The sequence below is a fragment of the Peteryoungia aggregata LMG 23059 genome, from assembly GCF_030814435.1.
In the GTDB taxonomy this organism is placed as follows: Bacteria; Pseudomonadota; Alphaproteobacteria; order Rhizobiales; family Rhizobiaceae; genus Allorhizobium; species Allorhizobium aggregatum.
The window spans coordinates 343,569-357,262 of the sequence record NZ_JAUSUW010000003.1 but is presented as its reverse complement, the minus strand read 5'-3'; the positions used below and the strand labels follow the sequence as shown (position 1 = coordinate 357,262).

Annotated in this window: 14 protein-coding genes and 1 other RNA gene; 6 read left to right on the top strand and 9 right to left on the bottom strand. The window is 62.4% G+C overall.

What is annotated here, in order from left to right; genetic code table 11:
• Positions 1-13: 13 nt before the first annotated feature.
• Positions 14-610 (bottom strand): ribosome maturation factor RimP, encoded by a 597-nt coding sequence (rimP, locus tag J2045_RS06930; RefSeq protein ID WP_307371170.1) that lies wholly within the window; start codon positions 608-610, stop codon positions 14-16.
• A gap of 242 nt (positions 611-852) precedes the next feature.
• Between rimP and J2045_RS06925 the strand changes: the two genes are divergently transcribed.
• Positions 853-2,487: an MFS transporter gene (locus tag J2045_RS06925; protein ID WP_307370893.1), complete on the top strand. Its 1,635-nt coding sequence runs from the start codon at positions 853-855 to the stop codon at positions 2,485-2,487.
• Positions 2,488-2,496: 9 nt separating this feature from the next.
• On the opposite strand, the gene J2045_RS06920 is transcribed toward J2045_RS06925, so the two are convergent.
• Entirely contained in the window at positions 2,497-3,726 is a 1,230-nt protein-coding gene (locus J2045_RS06920) for a lytic murein transglycosylase (protein WP_370873031.1), read from the bottom strand.
• 57 nt (positions 3,727-3,783) lie between these two features.
• Positions 3,784-4,389 carry a recombination mediator RecR gene (gene recR / locus J2045_RS06915; protein WP_307370890.1) on the bottom strand — a complete coding sequence of 202 codons (606 nt, stop codon included), beginning with the start codon at positions 4,387-4,389 and terminating at the stop codon, positions 3,784-3,786.
• A 56-nt stretch (positions 4,390-4,445) separates the two neighbouring features.
• Here recR and J2045_RS06910 point away from each other — a divergent pair, with 56 nt between their 5' ends.
• Positions 4,446-5,066 (top strand): MOSC domain-containing protein, encoded by a 621-nt coding sequence (locus tag J2045_RS06910; RefSeq protein ID WP_307370888.1) that lies wholly within the window; start codon positions 4,446-4,448, stop codon positions 5,064-5,066.
• Between the two features lie 80 nt (positions 5,067-5,146).
• On the top strand, positions 5,147-6,037 hold the full coding sequence (locus tag J2045_RS06905; RefSeq protein ID WP_307370886.1) for an alpha/beta hydrolase family protein: 891 nt from the start codon (positions 5,147-5,149) through the stop codon (positions 6,035-6,037).
• 22 nt (positions 6,038-6,059) lie between these two features.
• Here the strand turns inward: J2045_RS06905 and J2045_RS06900 are convergent, their stop codons facing one another.
• The 3 genes from J2045_RS06900 to ffs form a co-directional block, all read right to left on the bottom strand.
• The gene (locus J2045_RS06900) at positions 6,060-6,383 is read right to left on the bottom strand and encodes a YbaB/EbfC family nucleoid-associated protein (protein WP_102020558.1); all 324 of its coding nucleotides are present in this window, start codon (positions 6,381-6,383) and stop codon (positions 6,060-6,062) included.
• A gap of 49 nt (positions 6,384-6,432) precedes the next feature.
• A complete protein-coding gene (locus tag J2045_RS06895; RefSeq protein WP_307370884.1) occupies positions 6,433-8,313 on the bottom strand; it encodes a DNA polymerase III subunit gamma/tau in 1,881 nt (626 codons plus the stop codon).
• 80 nt (positions 8,314-8,393) lie between these two features.
• Positions 8,394-8,490: signal recognition particle sRNA small type (gene ffs, locus J2045_RS06890), an RNA gene on the bottom strand.
• A 92-nt stretch (positions 8,491-8,582) separates the two neighbouring features.
• Between ffs and J2045_RS06885 the strand changes: the two genes are divergently transcribed.
• Together J2045_RS06885 and nudC are read left to right on the top strand one after the other, a co-directional pair.
• Entirely contained in the window at positions 8,583-8,990 is a 408-nt protein-coding gene (locus J2045_RS06885) for an HIT family protein (RefSeq protein ID WP_307370882.1), read from the top strand.
• Positions 8,987-9,946 carry an NAD(+) diphosphatase gene (gene nudC, locus J2045_RS06880; RefSeq protein ID WP_307370879.1) on the top strand — a complete coding sequence of 320 codons (960 nt, stop codon included), beginning with the start codon at positions 8,987-8,989 and terminating at the stop codon, positions 9,944-9,946. Before J2045_RS06885 ends, nudC begins: the two co-directional genes overlap by 4 nt.
• A 113-nt stretch (positions 9,947-10,059) precedes the next feature.
• Here nudC and J2045_RS06875 read toward each other — a convergent pair whose 3' ends face one another.
• Positions 10,060-10,911 carry a prephenate dehydratase gene (locus J2045_RS06875; protein ID WP_307370877.1) on the bottom strand — a complete coding sequence of 284 codons (852 nt, stop codon included), beginning with the start codon at positions 10,909-10,911 and terminating at the stop codon, positions 10,060-10,062.
• A 4-nt stretch (positions 10,912-10,915) separates the two neighbouring features.
• Positions 10,916-11,680 carry a 3-deoxy-manno-octulosonate cytidylyltransferase gene (locus J2045_RS06870; protein WP_307370875.1) on the bottom strand — a complete coding sequence of 255 codons (765 nt, stop codon included), beginning with the start codon at positions 11,678-11,680 and terminating at the stop codon, positions 10,916-10,918.
• A 155-nt stretch (positions 11,681-11,835) separates the two neighbouring features.
• Here J2045_RS06870 and J2045_RS06865 point away from each other — a divergent pair, with 155 nt between their 5' ends.
• Positions 11,836-12,393, top strand: a complete 558-nt coding sequence (locus J2045_RS06865; RefSeq protein WP_307370873.1) for a c-type cytochrome — start codon at positions 11,836-11,838, stop codon at positions 12,391-12,393.
• A 66-nt stretch (positions 12,394-12,459) separates the two neighbouring features.
• Here J2045_RS06865 and J2045_RS06860 read toward each other — a convergent pair whose 3' ends face one another.
• Complete coding sequence (locus tag J2045_RS06860) at positions 12,460-13,404, bottom strand: AEC family transporter (protein ID WP_307370871.1); 945 nt, start codon at positions 13,402-13,404, stop codon at positions 12,460-12,462.
• Between the last annotated feature and the right edge of the window lie 290 nt (positions 13,405-13,694).

Below are 13,694 nucleotides of genomic sequence, written 5' to 3'. Positions count from 1 at the left end.
TATAGGTCAAACGTTATTCTTCGCTGTCGTCTTCGTCGTTCTGGTTCGCGGCCTGCGCCTTGGCGAGCTTGTCGGCTCGAAGCGCGTCACGGATCAGATCGTCCGTCAGAATGAGCTTTGCCTCGGCAAGCGTATTGAAGGGGATGACCACCTTCGGCTCTTCACCATAGGCCACCTGATCGCGTTCCAGGGTGAAACCGTCCTGGTTCACGTCGGTGATCTTGCCGCGGAAGCGCTTGCGGTTGTCGACCAGGATCGACGTCTCGCACTTCACGATATGGCCCTGCCAGCGGCTGAAATCCGACTTGCGCACCATGGGCCGGTCGATACCCGGCGACGACACTTCCAGGTGATAGGCCTTGTCGACCGGATCCTCGACGTCGAGAACGGGCGACACGGCCATCGATACGGCTTCGCAATCTTCGACGGTCATTGTGCCGTCGGTGCGTTCCGCCATGATCTGCAGCGTCATTCCGTTCTGGTTCATCATACGCACGCGAACCAGCTTGAAATCCATCGCGACGAGCACGGGCTCGATAATGTCTGCGATACGACGGTCAAGGCCGGTCTCAGTGATGATCCGTGCTTCGCCGAGTTCCGGCATCGGCATGTCTTCGGACAATCGTTTTACTCCCGATTGGCTGCGATCGCCAATAAAAAAGAGCGGGTCCTTCCGGGCCCACCCTTCATCTGTCGATCAAGAATTTGAAGCTCGTATACGCGAGCGCCCCAACTTTTGCAAGCTTTTCGGTGAGGGGTGAAAACAAACTTGCCATTCATGCGTTGCGCAAGGCAAGCTCGTGCTCACCACGGTTGTCTCTCGACATCGCCGCGGCCAGAAAAGTTCAAGACATGTCCACATCAGAACGCCGCTCCCCGCTTCTACCGCTCCGCAATGAAGCCTATCGCCGGATCTGGCTCGCCAGCATCTCGTCCAATCTGGGTGGTTTGATCCAGGGCGTCGGCGCCGCCTGGATGATGGCGTCGATCTCCACCTCCGAGAACATGGTGGCGCTCGTCCAGGCCTCCAACACCGGCCCGATCATGCTTCTCTCCCTGATCGCCGGTGCGATCGCCGACAGCTTTGATCGCCGCAAAGTCATGATCGCCGCCCAGCTCTTCATGATCGTGGTCTCGGCGCTCCTGACACTGTTTGCCCTGCTCGATCTCATCACCCCCTGGGCACTGCTCGCCTTCACCTTCCTGATCGGCTGCGGCACCGCCCTCAACAATCCGTCCTGGCAGGCCTCGGTCGGCGATATCGTTCCGCGCGCCGATCTGCCGGCCGCCGTCTCACTGAACAGCATGGGTTTCAACATCACCCGCAGTGTCGGCCCGGCGATCGGCGGTGCCATCGTCGCCGCTGCAGGGGCTGCTGCCGCCTTCGCGGTCAACACACTCTCCTACTTTGCCATCACTTACGCGCTCTTCCGCTGGCGCCACGATATTCCGAAGAGCCCGCTCCCGCGGGAGCATCTGGGCTCGGCCATCGCAGCGGGCCTGCGATACGTCGCGATGTCGCCCAATCTCGGCAAGGTTCTCTTCCGCGGCTTCGTCTTCGGCCTCAAGGCGACCGCCATTCTTTCGCTCCTGCCGATCGTTGCCCGTGACCAACTCTCGGGCGGACCGCTCACCTTTGGTGGCCTCCTCGGTGCCTTCGGCCTCGGCGCCATCTTCGGCGCCTTTTCCAACCAGCGCGCCCGCGAACTCCTATCGAGTGAGGACATCGTCCGCTTCGCCTTTGCCGGCTTTGCCGTAGCAGCCGGCGTTACGGGCATCAGCACCTCCGTCTGGATCACGGCGCTGGCCCTGATGGTTGCCGGTGCCTGCTGGGTGCTGGCACTGTCGCTCTTCAACACCGTCGTTCAGCTCTCTGCTCCCCGCTGGGTGGTGGGGCGCGCGCTCTCGCTTTACCAGACGGCCACCTTCGGCGGCATGGCCACAGGCAGCTGGCTCTGGGGCAGCGTCGCCGAGAACTATGGCTCCGGCCATGCGCTGGTGGCCTCAAGCCTTTTGATGATAGCAGGCGTCTTCATCGGCTTCTTTCTGCCCATGCCGGCCTTTGCCACCCTCGATCTCGATCCGCTCAACCGCTTCAACGAACCGGCTCTAAAGCTCGACATCCGCCCGCGCAGTGGCCCGATCGTTATCCATGTCGATTTCGAGATCACCGACGAAGACGTTCCCGAATTCTTGAGGATCATGGTCGAGCGTCGCCGCATTCGCCTGCGTGACGGCGCACGCAACTGGACGCTGATGCGCGATCTGGAGAACCCTGACATCTGGACGGAAACCTATCACGTGCCGACCTGGGTGGACTACGTCCGCCACAACCAGCGCCGCACCAAGGCCGACGCCGAGATCACCGACCGTCTGATCGAGCTGCATCGCGGTGACAGACCGCCCAAGGTCCACCGGATGATCGAACGTCAGGCAATCCCACCGGCCGACGACGTCTTCCACCAGTCGCATATCGATCACCACTGATGGCGGGTATCAGCGCAGCTTGGCCTTGAGGTCTGCACTCGGATAGCAGGTCGGTTTCATCCCGTTCTTCGCCTGCCATTCGCCGAGCGACCTCCGCGTCTTGAAGCCGGGCAGACCATCCACCTTGCCGACATCATAGCCCTCTGCCACCAGCGCCTGCTGCATGGCAAGCACGTCCGAGCGCAGCATCTTGCCGACATCGCCCCAGGGCGCCTTGAATGCGCCGCCGCCGCTCGCGATCCGGTCGGCAAGATTGCCGATGAACAGCGCATAGAGGTCGGAATTGTTGTATTCCTTCAGCACGTAGAAGTTCGGCGTCACCAGGAATTCCGGGCCATATGTCCCGGCCGGCACCAGCATCATCGCCGGCTGCGAACCCTCCGACGACGGGAAGGCCCGACCGGAGATCCGGGTCAGCCCGCCGCTCGCCCAGGCAGAGACCGCCTGTGCTCTGTCAGGCCCTTCCTGCGCGCAGGACACGCCGTCGGGAATGGTGATCTCGTAACCCCAGTCGCGACCTCGCTGCCAGCCGCTCTTCACCAGATAGTTGGCGATGGACGCCAACGTATCCGGTACGGAATTCCAGATGTCGCGCTTGCCGTCACCATCGAAATCAACGGCGTATTTCAGGTAGCTGCCCGGCATGAATTGTGGCTGTCCCAGTGCGCCTGCCCAGGAGCCCATCAGCCGGTCGGCACTCACATCCCCGCTTTCGACGATATGCAATGCCGAGATCAGCTCCTGCTGGAACATCGGCTTGCGCGTCGACATGAAGGCCTTGGTCGCGAGCACGTCGATCGCCGAATGCGGCAGCTTCGCCCGTCCATAGCCGGATTCGCGCCCCCAGATAGCAACGATGATCGAACCCGGAACGCCATAGGTCGCTTCGACCTTGCGCAGCGTCGACGCATGCTGGTTCGCAAGCGTCCGGCCGGTGGCGGCCAGCCCCTGCAAGCGCTTCTCGTTGAAATAGGAGGCCGGCGAGCTGAATTCCGCCTGGCTCTGCGTCCGCTCCTTCGGCGGCTCGGTACCCGGCGGTACCAGATCAGGCAGGTCCCAATTGAGCTGCACGCCCTGAAGGGTCCGGTCGAAAATTTCCTTGCTGATCCCGCCGTCCTGGGCGGCGCGCCATAGATCGCTTGCGATCCATTGCTGGAATTGCGCTTCGACGGCGCTCCGGGAAGCGGCCGCAGCCGGCGCGGCGAAACTCACCGCCAGCATTAGCGATACGGTGGTCATCAGCCATGGGAGCCGCTTGCGGGTTCGTGCCATCGATGTTTCCTCCCGGAATATCAGTCAGATCGCGGTGCGGGCTCTGATTGCCGCAGACAATGTGCCCTCATCCAGATAATCGAGTTCGCCACCCACGGGCACGCCATGGGCGAGCCGCGTGATCTTCACGTCGAGCCCCGTCAGGTGGTCTGTTATATAGTGTGCTGTGGTCTGCCCCTCGACGGTGGCATTGACCGCGATGATGATCTCGCGGATCCCGCCCTTTGCCACCCGGTCGATCAGCCCCTTGATGTTGAGATCATCTGGCCCGATCCCGTCGAGCGGTGACAAAGTGCCGCCCAGCACATGATAGGCGGCATTCATAGCGGCCGCGCGTTCCAGTGCCCAGAGATCGGATACGTCTTCAACGACGATGATCACCGTCTGGTCGCGAGCGACGTCAGTGCAGACGGTGCAGGGATCGACGGTGTCGACATTGCCGCAGCAGGAGCAGATCTTCACCTTGTCATAGGCCTCGCCCATGGCATGACCCAGGGGTCCGAGAAGTTGATCCTTCTTCTTGATCAGATGCAGCGCCGCACGTCGTGCCGAGCGTGGTCCAAGCCCCGGCACTTTCGCCAGAAGCTGGATGAGTTTCTCGATTTCGGGGCCGGTGACTCGTTTTGCCATGGCGGCGTTTCTAGCCCATATAGTCGGGAAACGGAATCGCCGAAGGGATGCCCGACATGAAAATCCTCGCCGTCTGCCTTGGTCGACCCGAGATCCTGCCCGGCAAGAAATACAAGACCGGCATCAATAAGCTCGCCATCCAGGGTCCTGTTATGGTCGATGCCGAAGGCCTCGTCGGCGACGCGATCCTCAACCGCAAGCACCATGGCGGCGTCGATCAGGCCGTCTATATCGAGGGCTCCATCGACCTCGATTGGTGGCAGGCCGAGCTCGACCGCGATCTGCCCTATGGCACCTTCGGTGAGAACCTCGTGATTGAGGGGCTTGAAAGCGCCATGCTGGCTGCCGGCGACAGGCTGGCCATCGGCGAGGTGCTTCTTGAAGTCACCTCCGCCCGCATGCCCTGCGCCACCTTCGCCGCCAAGATGGACGATCCAACCATCGTCAAGCGCTACACCCGCGCTGCCCGCCCGGGCGCCTACACGCGGGTCTTGCAGGGCGGCATGGTCGAAGCCGGCCAAGCCGTCGAATTCACGCCCTGGAGCGGCGACCGCGTCACCATGCGCGAGATGATGGCGACCTTCGGCCGCAGACTGAGCGAGACCGACCGCGCCCGTTATCTCGCCGCACCCGTCCACTACAAGGTAAGGGATGCGATCCGCGCCGGGGAGATGTGAGGTCTCCGCCGAAGGTCTTAGTCTCCGAGGCTTTACCCCCATCCCACCTCTCGCCATCATGCCGCCCACTTGGAGGAGTGATGGACCCGAGGAGAATAGAGCTGACCGCGGCCGATGGCGTGCGGCTGATCGGTCATTGGTGGCCGGCAGCGGAGGCGTCGCCATCCGCCACCGTGGTCATTAATCCGGCTACCGGCGTCCACGCCCGCTATTACCACCGCTACGCCGCCTATCTCGCGGCCAACGGCTTCTGCGTCCTCACCTATGATTACCGAGGCATCGGCCTTTCACGCCCCGAGACCCTTAAGGGCTCAACCTTCACCTGGCGCCAATGGGGCGAACAGGATTTCGACGCAGCCCTGCGCCATGCATTGCATAAGGACGAGACCGGACGCGTGCTCGTTGTCGGCCACAGCATCGGCGGTTTCCTGCCGGGCTATTCGCCGGCGGTCGGACGCGTCTCGGCCATGCTCTCGGTCGGCGGCCAATATGGTTATTGGGGAGACTACCTGCCGGCGCGGCGCCTGCCGCTTTTCCTCAAATGGCATGTCGCGATGCCCGCGATCACGCTTGCACTCGGGCACTTTCCCGGCAAGCGCCTTGGCTGGCTCGAGGACCTCCCGAAAGGCGTCGCCTATGGCTGGGGATTGCAGCAGGGCAGGGCCGAGCAGGGTCTGTCACAAGAGGCCGCCGAAGCCATGTGCGACCGTTTCGCGACAGCAACCGGCCCGATCCTGAGCGTCACCATGTCGGATGATGAATTCGCCACCCCGAAAGCGATCAGCCGCGCCATGCGCTACTACCGTCGCTCGCCGGTGACGAAGGTGCTACTGGCACCGCAAGACCTCGGCTTTGCCAAGGTCGGCCACTTCGATCTCTTCCACGCCCGCCATCAGGATGGCTTCTGGCGCCAGAGCCTCGCGTTTCTGCGCGAGGGAGAAAACCCCTGGGGAGATCGGGTCTATCCCTGACAGACCCGATCAGCCGTCTTGATCAGAACGGGAACTTCATGCCCGGCGGCAGCGGGATGCCGGCCGTCAGCGCCGCCATCTTTTCCTGCGCCTGGGCTTCGCCCTTGTCCTTGGCGTCCTTGTGGGCAGCCACGATCAGGTCCTCCAGGATCTCGACTTCGTCTTCCTTGAAGAGCGACGGGTCAATCTTGATGCTCCGCATCTCGCCCTTGCCGGTCAGGACGACGGTCACCAGGCCGCCGCCGGACTTGCCTTCGATTTCGAGTGCAGCAATCTCTTCCTGCATCTTCTCCATCTTGGACTGCATTTCCTTGACCTTGCCCATCATGCCCATGATGTCGCGCATCGTCATCTCCTTGGATTGTTGTCGTGTTTTGCGAGAAGGGTTTCAGGCCCTAGAATTCGATGTCGTCGCCCGGCAGGATGTCGCCATCGGCCGATTCCGCCGCCGCCGGCGGTGGCGCCACGATGTCGTCATCCTCGATTGCAGCTGCCTTGATCCGGACGTCGGTCACCTTGGCGCCCGGAAAGCGGGCGAGGATCGCCGCCACATCGGGGTCCTGCCGCGCATCGACGAGCCGCGCCTCGCGAGTCGTTTTTTCAACCTCGACCAGCGTCGGCGCGCCCGCATCGTTGGAGAGCGTCACCCACCAGGTGATCCCGGTCCACTCGCTGAGCTTCATCTTGAGCTCGTTGACGATTGTCGGCGGGCATTGCGATTCCAGCCGGATTTCCAGCCGGCCCGGCTCGATCTTCACGAGATGTACGAACTGGCGAAGCTGGGCACGCAAGACCGGTGCGCGGTTCTTGGTGCAAAGATCCGCAATATCGTCGAGCGTCTCAACGTGTACACCCGGGGCTAGTGCTTCCTCGACCTTGGGTTCGCGGCGTTCCATCATCTGCGGCAGGGCGTCTCCAGCCGGCACGCTCTGCAGATGCGCAACCGGTTGGCTCATCGCCGGTCGCGGGGCGCTGTCCTGTGCGGGTTGACCCACGGCCTGCACCCGCATCGCCATCGAGGCGCCACCACCGCCGCCGTTTGGACGGGGTGCGGATGGCCCGCCCTCTGCTCCGCCATCGCCATTGGAAAGCTCCAGCAGGCGTCGCGCCGCATCTTCGGGCGAGGGCAGATGGGCGGCATGCGCAAGCCGGATCAGCACCATTTCGGCAGCCCCGGCAGGCCGGGAAGAGGCCTCGGCCTCCGGAATGCCCTTGAGCAGCATCTGCCACATACGCGACAGTGTCGTCACCGCCACGCTATCAGCCAGCTCGGCGCCCCGCACGCGTTCCACTTCGGAAAGCGATGGATCCTGTGCGGCGGACGGTATGTATTTGAGCCGGGTCACCAGATGGGTGAAGTCGGCAAGATCTGTCAGCACCACCGTCGGGTTCGCACCCGCCTCATACTGGCTGCCGAATTCTGAAAGGGCTGCCGCCACATCACCGCGCACGATATGCTCGAAGAGATCAACGATACGCGCCCGGTCGGCAAGGCCGAGCATGGCGCGAACCGCATCGGCATGCACCACGCCACTGCCATGCGCAATCGCCTGGTCGAGCAGCGACAGACCGTCACGCGCCGAACCTTCGGCCGCGCGCGCAATCATTGCCAGCGCGTCCTCATCCGCCTCGATGCCTTCCTTGGACGCGATCGTCGAGAACAGCCCGACGAGATCGCCGGCGCTGATCCGGCGCAGGTCGAAGCGCTGGCAGCGGGAAAGGACGGTGATCGGAACCTTGCGGATTTCGGTCGTCGCGAAGATGAACTTCACATGCTCCGGCGGCTCTTCGAGCGTCTTCAAGAGGCCGTTGAAGGCCGCCGTCGACAGCATATGCACTTCGTCGATGATGTAGACTTTGTAGCGCGCCGAAACCGGGCGATAGCGCACCTGCTCGATGATCTCTCGGATGTCGTCGATACCGGTATGCGAAGCGGCGTCCATCTCGATCACGTCGACATGCCGGCCTTCCATGATCGCCTGGCAATGTTCACCGGGGATGCGAAGGTCGATCGTCGGCTTGTCGATCTCAGCGGTCTTGTAGTTGAGCGCGCGCGCCAGAATGCGGGCCGTGGTCGTCTTGCCCACCCCGCGCACACCGGTCAGCATATAGGCCTGGGCGATACGACCGGTCTCGAACGCGTTGGTCAGCGTCCGCACCATCGGCTCCTGGCCGACCATCAGGTCCGTGAAATCCTTGGGGCGATATTTGCGGGCGAGAACGCGGTAGCCGCCGGGGGCGGCCTTGGCCTCTGCAGTCGGCTCGAAATCGCTCATCGCGTTGCCAGCTTCCCCGTCGCCCGCATCCGGGCATGGCACGGCCCCTGTTGGAAAGAGAGGCCGTAAATGAAGATGAGGTGGGAGGCTGGCACGATGACCCGTGCCGCGCTCGTTGGGGCTGCTTCCTTCCGGACCTGACCCGGTTGGCGAGTGGCTCGTCCACCACCAACCTCCCGAGGAGACATATCGGCAATAACGCTGCCAAATGCAAGCCAAGCGCCGAAAAAACTGCTAGCGTCATTGAAAACAAAGCGGAGAGAAACACCGTGCAGCCATTCACCCTGGATGAGCGTCTTGGCAGAGACAGCGAGTCGATCCTGAAACTCGGCCTTTGCGACCTGCGGCTTGCCCGGGATAGCCGCTGGCCGTGGCTGATTCTCGTCCCGCAGCGCCCTGAGGTATCGGAGATCTTCGACCTGACGCCGCTCGACCAAGCCATGCTGACCTTCGAGCAGGTGACCGTTGGCACGGCGCTGAAGAAGGCGATCGGTGCCGAGAAGATCAACATCGCGGCGATCGGCAATATCGTGCGCCAGCTTCACGTGCATGTCGTCGCGCGCAGCGAAAATGACCCGAACTGGCCCGGCCCGATCTGGGGTTTTGGCCAGTCTGTCCCCTATGAGGAAAAGGCCTTCGAGGCCATGAAGCACAGGATACTTGAAGCATTCCAATGAAGAATTCGATTTTCCTCAACCGTGCCCCGCATCTCGAACCCAGCGAACTCACGGCCTTCTCGGGCAACAAGCTCGACCGCGACAGCGAACATCGCGACGAAACCTCGCTCGAAAAGGCGTTGAAGGTCGAGGGTATGCATATTCTCGCCTTCTCCGGGACCCAACTGGTGCTGAAGCATGACGGCCAGGTGCTCGATCCGCTGTTTGCCCCTTACGAGCTCGCCGAGTTGCAGCCGAACTTTGACGACGCGATCCTGCTGGGCCACCAGCCCTCCGGCGAACCGCGCCTCGCAGTTCCCGTCAGTGTCGCGCCGGAAGCGCTCGCGGCGCACTACAAGCCGGCAGACCCCCGTGCGCTCTTCCGCGACGCCCTTGTGAGTGACGAACTTCTGGGCGAAGTCGCCCAGGCCTTGAGCCTCCTGCGCTGGAATGCAGATAACAGCTTCTGCGGCCGCTGCGGCGGCACGATGGAAGCCCTCATCGGCGGCTACAAGCGCAAATGCACCGCCTGCGGCCATGAGATCTTCCCGCGCACCGATCCGGTCGCCATCATGCTTGTGGTCGACGAGAAGAAGGATCGTTGCCTGATGGGCCGCAGCCCGCGCTTTCCGGCGGGCATGTATTCCTCGCTCGCCGGCTTCGTCGAGCCGGGCGAGACCATCGAAAACGCCGTCCGGCGCGAAACGCGAGAAGAGTCGGGCATCACCGTCGGCCGCGTCCGCTATCACGCCTCGCAGCCCTGGCCGATGCCGCACCAGCTGATGATCGGCTGTTACGGCGAGGCCACCGACTTCGACATTGCCTTCGACACCGTGGAACTCGAGGATTGCCGCTGGTTTACCCGAGACGAGATCGGCCGAATGTTGTCGGAGGGGTCATTCGACGGACGCTCACTACCGATCAACGGCACGATCGCCCGCAGGCTGATCGAAGACTGGTTCGAGTGGCGGCACTGAGCAATTCCAGCAAAGGCGCGAAGCGGTTTTGCTGGAATTGCATGGAAACAAACGGATAGAGCATTAGAGGCGCTCCTTTGCGCGGGAAATGCTCTACGCCGCCACCATTCTGATCAGAGCTTGCCGCGCATGGCATGCGCCTTGTACACCCCGAGAATGCGCACCTTCTCTGAGAAGAAGCGTAGCTCTTCTAGGGCCCGCCGCACGGGTGCATCGTCTGGATGCCCCTCGATATCGGCATAGAACTGCGTCGCCGTGAACTTGCCGCCGATCTGGTAGCTTTCGAGCTTGGTCATGTTCACCCCGTTCGTCGCAAAGCCGCCCATCGCCTTGTAGAGCGCGGCCGGAAGGTTGCGGACATTGAACACGAAGGTGGTGATGAACTGCTCGTCGGCAGCTGTGCGCTTCTGGTCGTCCTCGTCGCGCGAGAGCACCACGAAGCGGGTCACGTTGTTTTCCGAATCCTCGACATTTTCGGCCAGGATATCGAGCCCGTAGAGAGAGGCAGCGAGCCGCGGCGCAAGGGCCGCCATGGTGCGGTCGCCCTTCTCGGAAACCAGCTTTGCCGCCCCGGCCGTATCGCCGGCGACAACCGCCTTCCAGCCATGGCTGCGGATGATCTTGCGGCACTGGCCGAGCGCATGGATATGGCTGTGCACGGTGCGGATCTCATCAAGCTTCACGCCTGGCAGCACCATCAGCTGGAAGCGGATCGGCATGAAGTACTCGCCGACGATATGCAGGCGCGACAGCGGCAGCAGATAGTGGATGTCGGCCACGCGGCCCGCGAGCGTATTCTCGATCGGGATCATCGCCAGATCCACTTCGCCCGTCTCCAGCGCCACGAAGGCATCCTCGAAGGTCGGGCAGGGAAGCGGCTCCATGTTGGGGAACATGTCGCGGCAGGCCATGTCGGAATTTGCGCCGTAGTCGCCCTGGAAGGAAATCTTGTTCGTCGGTGCCAAGGGATCAGTGTCCTGCGTTGGAGGATGCGGAAAGAATGCGACGCGCCTTTTCGAGATCGGCAGGTGTGTCGACGCCGAGGGGCACGGTCTTTACCACCTCGACATCGATGCGCATGCCGGCTTCGAGCGCGCGAAGTTGTTCGAGCGATTCCCGCTTTTCAAGCGTTGACGGCGCCAGAGACACGAAGCGTTCGAGCGCGTGGCGGCGATAGGCGTAGAGCCCGATATGGTGATAGAGCGGCCCGGCCCCGTGTGGCGCGGTCGCACGGGTAAAATAGAGTGCCCGAAGCCTGTCGGCAGAGAGCGGCGAGCCGACGACCTTCACCACGTTCGGATTGGTCTTTTCCTGCTCGTCCTCGATCTCCACCGTCAGCGTTGCGATGTCGACGGCCGGGTCTTCGAGTGGTCGCAATGCCGCCCGGATCGTCTGCGGATCGATCGTCGGCAGGTCGCCCTGCACGTTGATGATGATCTCGGCCTGCCCATCGGGATCGACCTTGGTCAGCGCCTCGAAGATCCGGTCGGAACCCGACTGGTGGTCTACCCGCGTCATCACCACCTCGAAGCCTGCAGCCGCAACCGCGTCGAACACAGTCTGGTCGTCGACGGCGACGATGATTCGCCCGACATCCGCCTCTTGCGCGCGTTTTGCGACCTGAACGATCATCGGAAGGCCTGCAATATCGGCGAGCGGCTTGCCCGGGAGCCGGGTCGATGCCATGCGGGCCGGGATCAGGACCAAAGTTTTGGCAGTTCTGCCTTCATTCATGTCCGTAACCCCTTCAAATCACCGCACAGAAGTGTCAAATAGTCCCAGTTGCGGGACCATAATCGTGTTGCATGTGTTATGCAAAAGACATAGGTTCCGCGCGATTTCAAGATCGTCCGGTTGCTCATCGGCCGGCTGCACGGGGAGCTTTGCAGATGAATTCTTATACCAACATGGGCGTGGGTGCCTTCCTCGGCACCGTGTTCGTCCTGATGTCTGTGTCGATCGCTTCGGAAGGCATTTTCCATTCGGAAACGCCAGAGAAGGAAGGCTTCGCCATCGTTGCCGAGGAAGCTGCTCCGGCCGAAGCCGCCCCCGAGGTTGCTGCAACGCCGATCGCCGTGCTTCTCGCCAGTGCCGACGCCACGGCCGGTGAAGCTGTCTTCAAGAAGTGTGCGAGCTGTCATAGCATCGAGAAGGGAGGCCCGAACAAGGTCGGTCCGGACCTGTGGGGCTTGGTCGATCGTCCGATCGCCAGCCATGAAGGCTTCAGCTATTCAGCAGCTATGACCGAATTCTCCCAGGGCGGCACCGTGCTCTGGACATGGGATCACCTGAACGAATTCCTGCTCGCGCCAAAGAAGCACATCCCGGGCACCGCGATGGGCTTTGCCGGCCTGAAGAAGGATGACGAGCGCGCCAACCTGATCCTGTATTTGCACACCCAGGCCGATACGCCGGTCGCTCTGCCGGATCCTGCAGCGACAAACTGATCGCTCGCTCATTGATGAAACAAAAGCCCGGCCCAGTGCCGGGTTTTTTGTTTCCGGCAACCGAGCTCAAAGCAGCAGGAGAGCCCATAGTGAAACGGTCACCACTCCGGCTGCGGTAGAAAGGGTGATGACCGAAGCGGCGAGGCCCTGTCCCACTCCGAATCGGCTGGCGATCAGCCAGGCATTGATGCCCGTTGGCACGGACGAGGTGAGCACGAGGGCAGCCGTCCACTGCGGCGAAAGACCGAGCAGGTGGGCTGCGAGCCAGACCGTTGCCGGCATCAGGCCGAGCTTGATGAGCGAGATGCTTCCCGCGATCCGCACGTTTCCGGCCATGCCGTATTTGTTCAGCGTCATGCCGAGCGAGATCAGGGCCGCCGGTGCCGCCATGCCGGCCACCTGCGCGACCACGCCATCGACCAGTCCCGGCACCGGTGTGCCGGCGATCTGGAGCAGAACGCCGCCCGCGAGTCCGATGATCAGCGGGTTTCGGATCAGGTTCGTGCCCACTTGCTTGATGACGGCGACAGCACCCTCGGCCTTCCTGCCGCCGCTTTTCTGCTCGGCACGTTCCATGGCCAGCACGCCAGCAATCATCATCAGCGGCAGGTGGATGGCGAGCAGGATTGACATGGCAACGATCCCCTCCGGGCCCACAGTGCGTTCCACGAGGGGCAACCCGATGAAGACATTGTTGGCGAAGGCGGAAGAAACGCCAGCCAGCACTCCCAGGCGCTCGTCGCGGGCAAAGATGCGTGTCGCGACCAGGTGACCAATTGTCCAGGCAACGAGAACGCCGGAGAAATAGGCGATCCACAATCGGAAAGGCGAAGCCCCGTGGAAATCCGCATTGGCAATGGTCCGAAGCAGCAATAGCGGCACGGCCACCTTGAAGACGAAATCTCCCAGCCCGTCGCCGATCTCGGCAGCCAGGATCTTCAGCCGGACCAATGCCCAGCCGAACAGAATGAGGATGAAAATCGGAAGGACGTCCTGGGCAACGGTGGTCATTAAAAATCAGCTCGGAATGGAAAGATGAGACCTTCTTAGGCCTCTTGTCGTTCTCGGCCAATCCGCCATAAACGACAAAAGCAGGCAAATGCCTGCTTCCACGCCCGGTCGCGCCGGGATGGGATCCGCCGCCAGTACATCCGTGGTCGGCTCTCCCGAGCGGAACCGGTTGCGGTCCCCTGGACGGCCAGGGGAGATGGCCATCCACGGCAACGCTTCTAGACGGTCGATGTTACGGCAAGATGACGATGATCGCTTGCCCCTTCCCATCGCCGGAAAAACGGCTATGA

Excerpts from the sequence above, each read along its gene's own strand:
- nudC (WP_307370879.1), top strand. The coding sequence starts at position 8,987 with ATGAAGAATTCGATTTTCCTCAACCGTGCCCCGCATCTCGAACCCAGC.
- J2045_RS06860 (WP_307370871.1), bottom strand. The coding sequence starts at position 13,404 with ATGACCACCGTTGCCCAGGACGTCCTTCCGATTTTCATCCTCATTCTG.
- J2045_RS06925 (WP_307370893.1), top strand. The coding sequence starts at position 853 with ATGTCCACATCAGAACGCCGCTCCCCGCTTCTACCGCTCCGCAATGAA.
- J2045_RS06870 (WP_307370875.1), bottom strand. The coding sequence starts at position 11,680 with ATGAATGAAGGCAGAACTGCCAAAACTTTGGTCCTGATCCCGGCCCGC.
- J2045_RS06905 (WP_307370886.1), top strand. The coding sequence starts at position 5,147 with ATGGACCCGAGGAGAATAGAGCTGACCGCGGCCGATGGCGTGCGGCTG.
- J2045_RS06895 (WP_307370884.1), bottom strand. The coding sequence starts at position 8,313 with ATGAGCGATTTCGAGCCGACTGCAGAGGCCAAGGCCGCCCCCGGCGGC.
- J2045_RS06920 (WP_370873031.1), bottom strand. The coding sequence starts at position 3,726 with ATGACCACCGTATCGCTAATGCTGGCGGTGAGTTTCGCCGCGCCGGCT.
- J2045_RS06865 (WP_307370873.1), top strand. The coding sequence starts at position 11,836 with ATGAATTCTTATACCAACATGGGCGTGGGTGCCTTCCTCGGCACCGTG.
- recR (WP_307370890.1), bottom strand. The coding sequence starts at position 4,389 with ATGGCAAAACGAGTCACCGGCCCCGAAATCGAGAAACTCATCCAGCTT.
- J2045_RS06900 (WP_102020558.1), bottom strand. The coding sequence starts at position 6,383 with ATGCGCGACATCATGGGCATGATGGGCAAGGTCAAGGAAATGCAGTCC.
- rimP (WP_307371170.1), bottom strand. The coding sequence starts at position 610 with ATGCCGATGCCGGAACTCGGCGAAGCACGGATCATCACTGAGACCGGC.
- J2045_RS06910 (WP_307370888.1), top strand. The coding sequence starts at position 4,446 with ATGAAAATCCTCGCCGTCTGCCTTGGTCGACCCGAGATCCTGCCCGGC.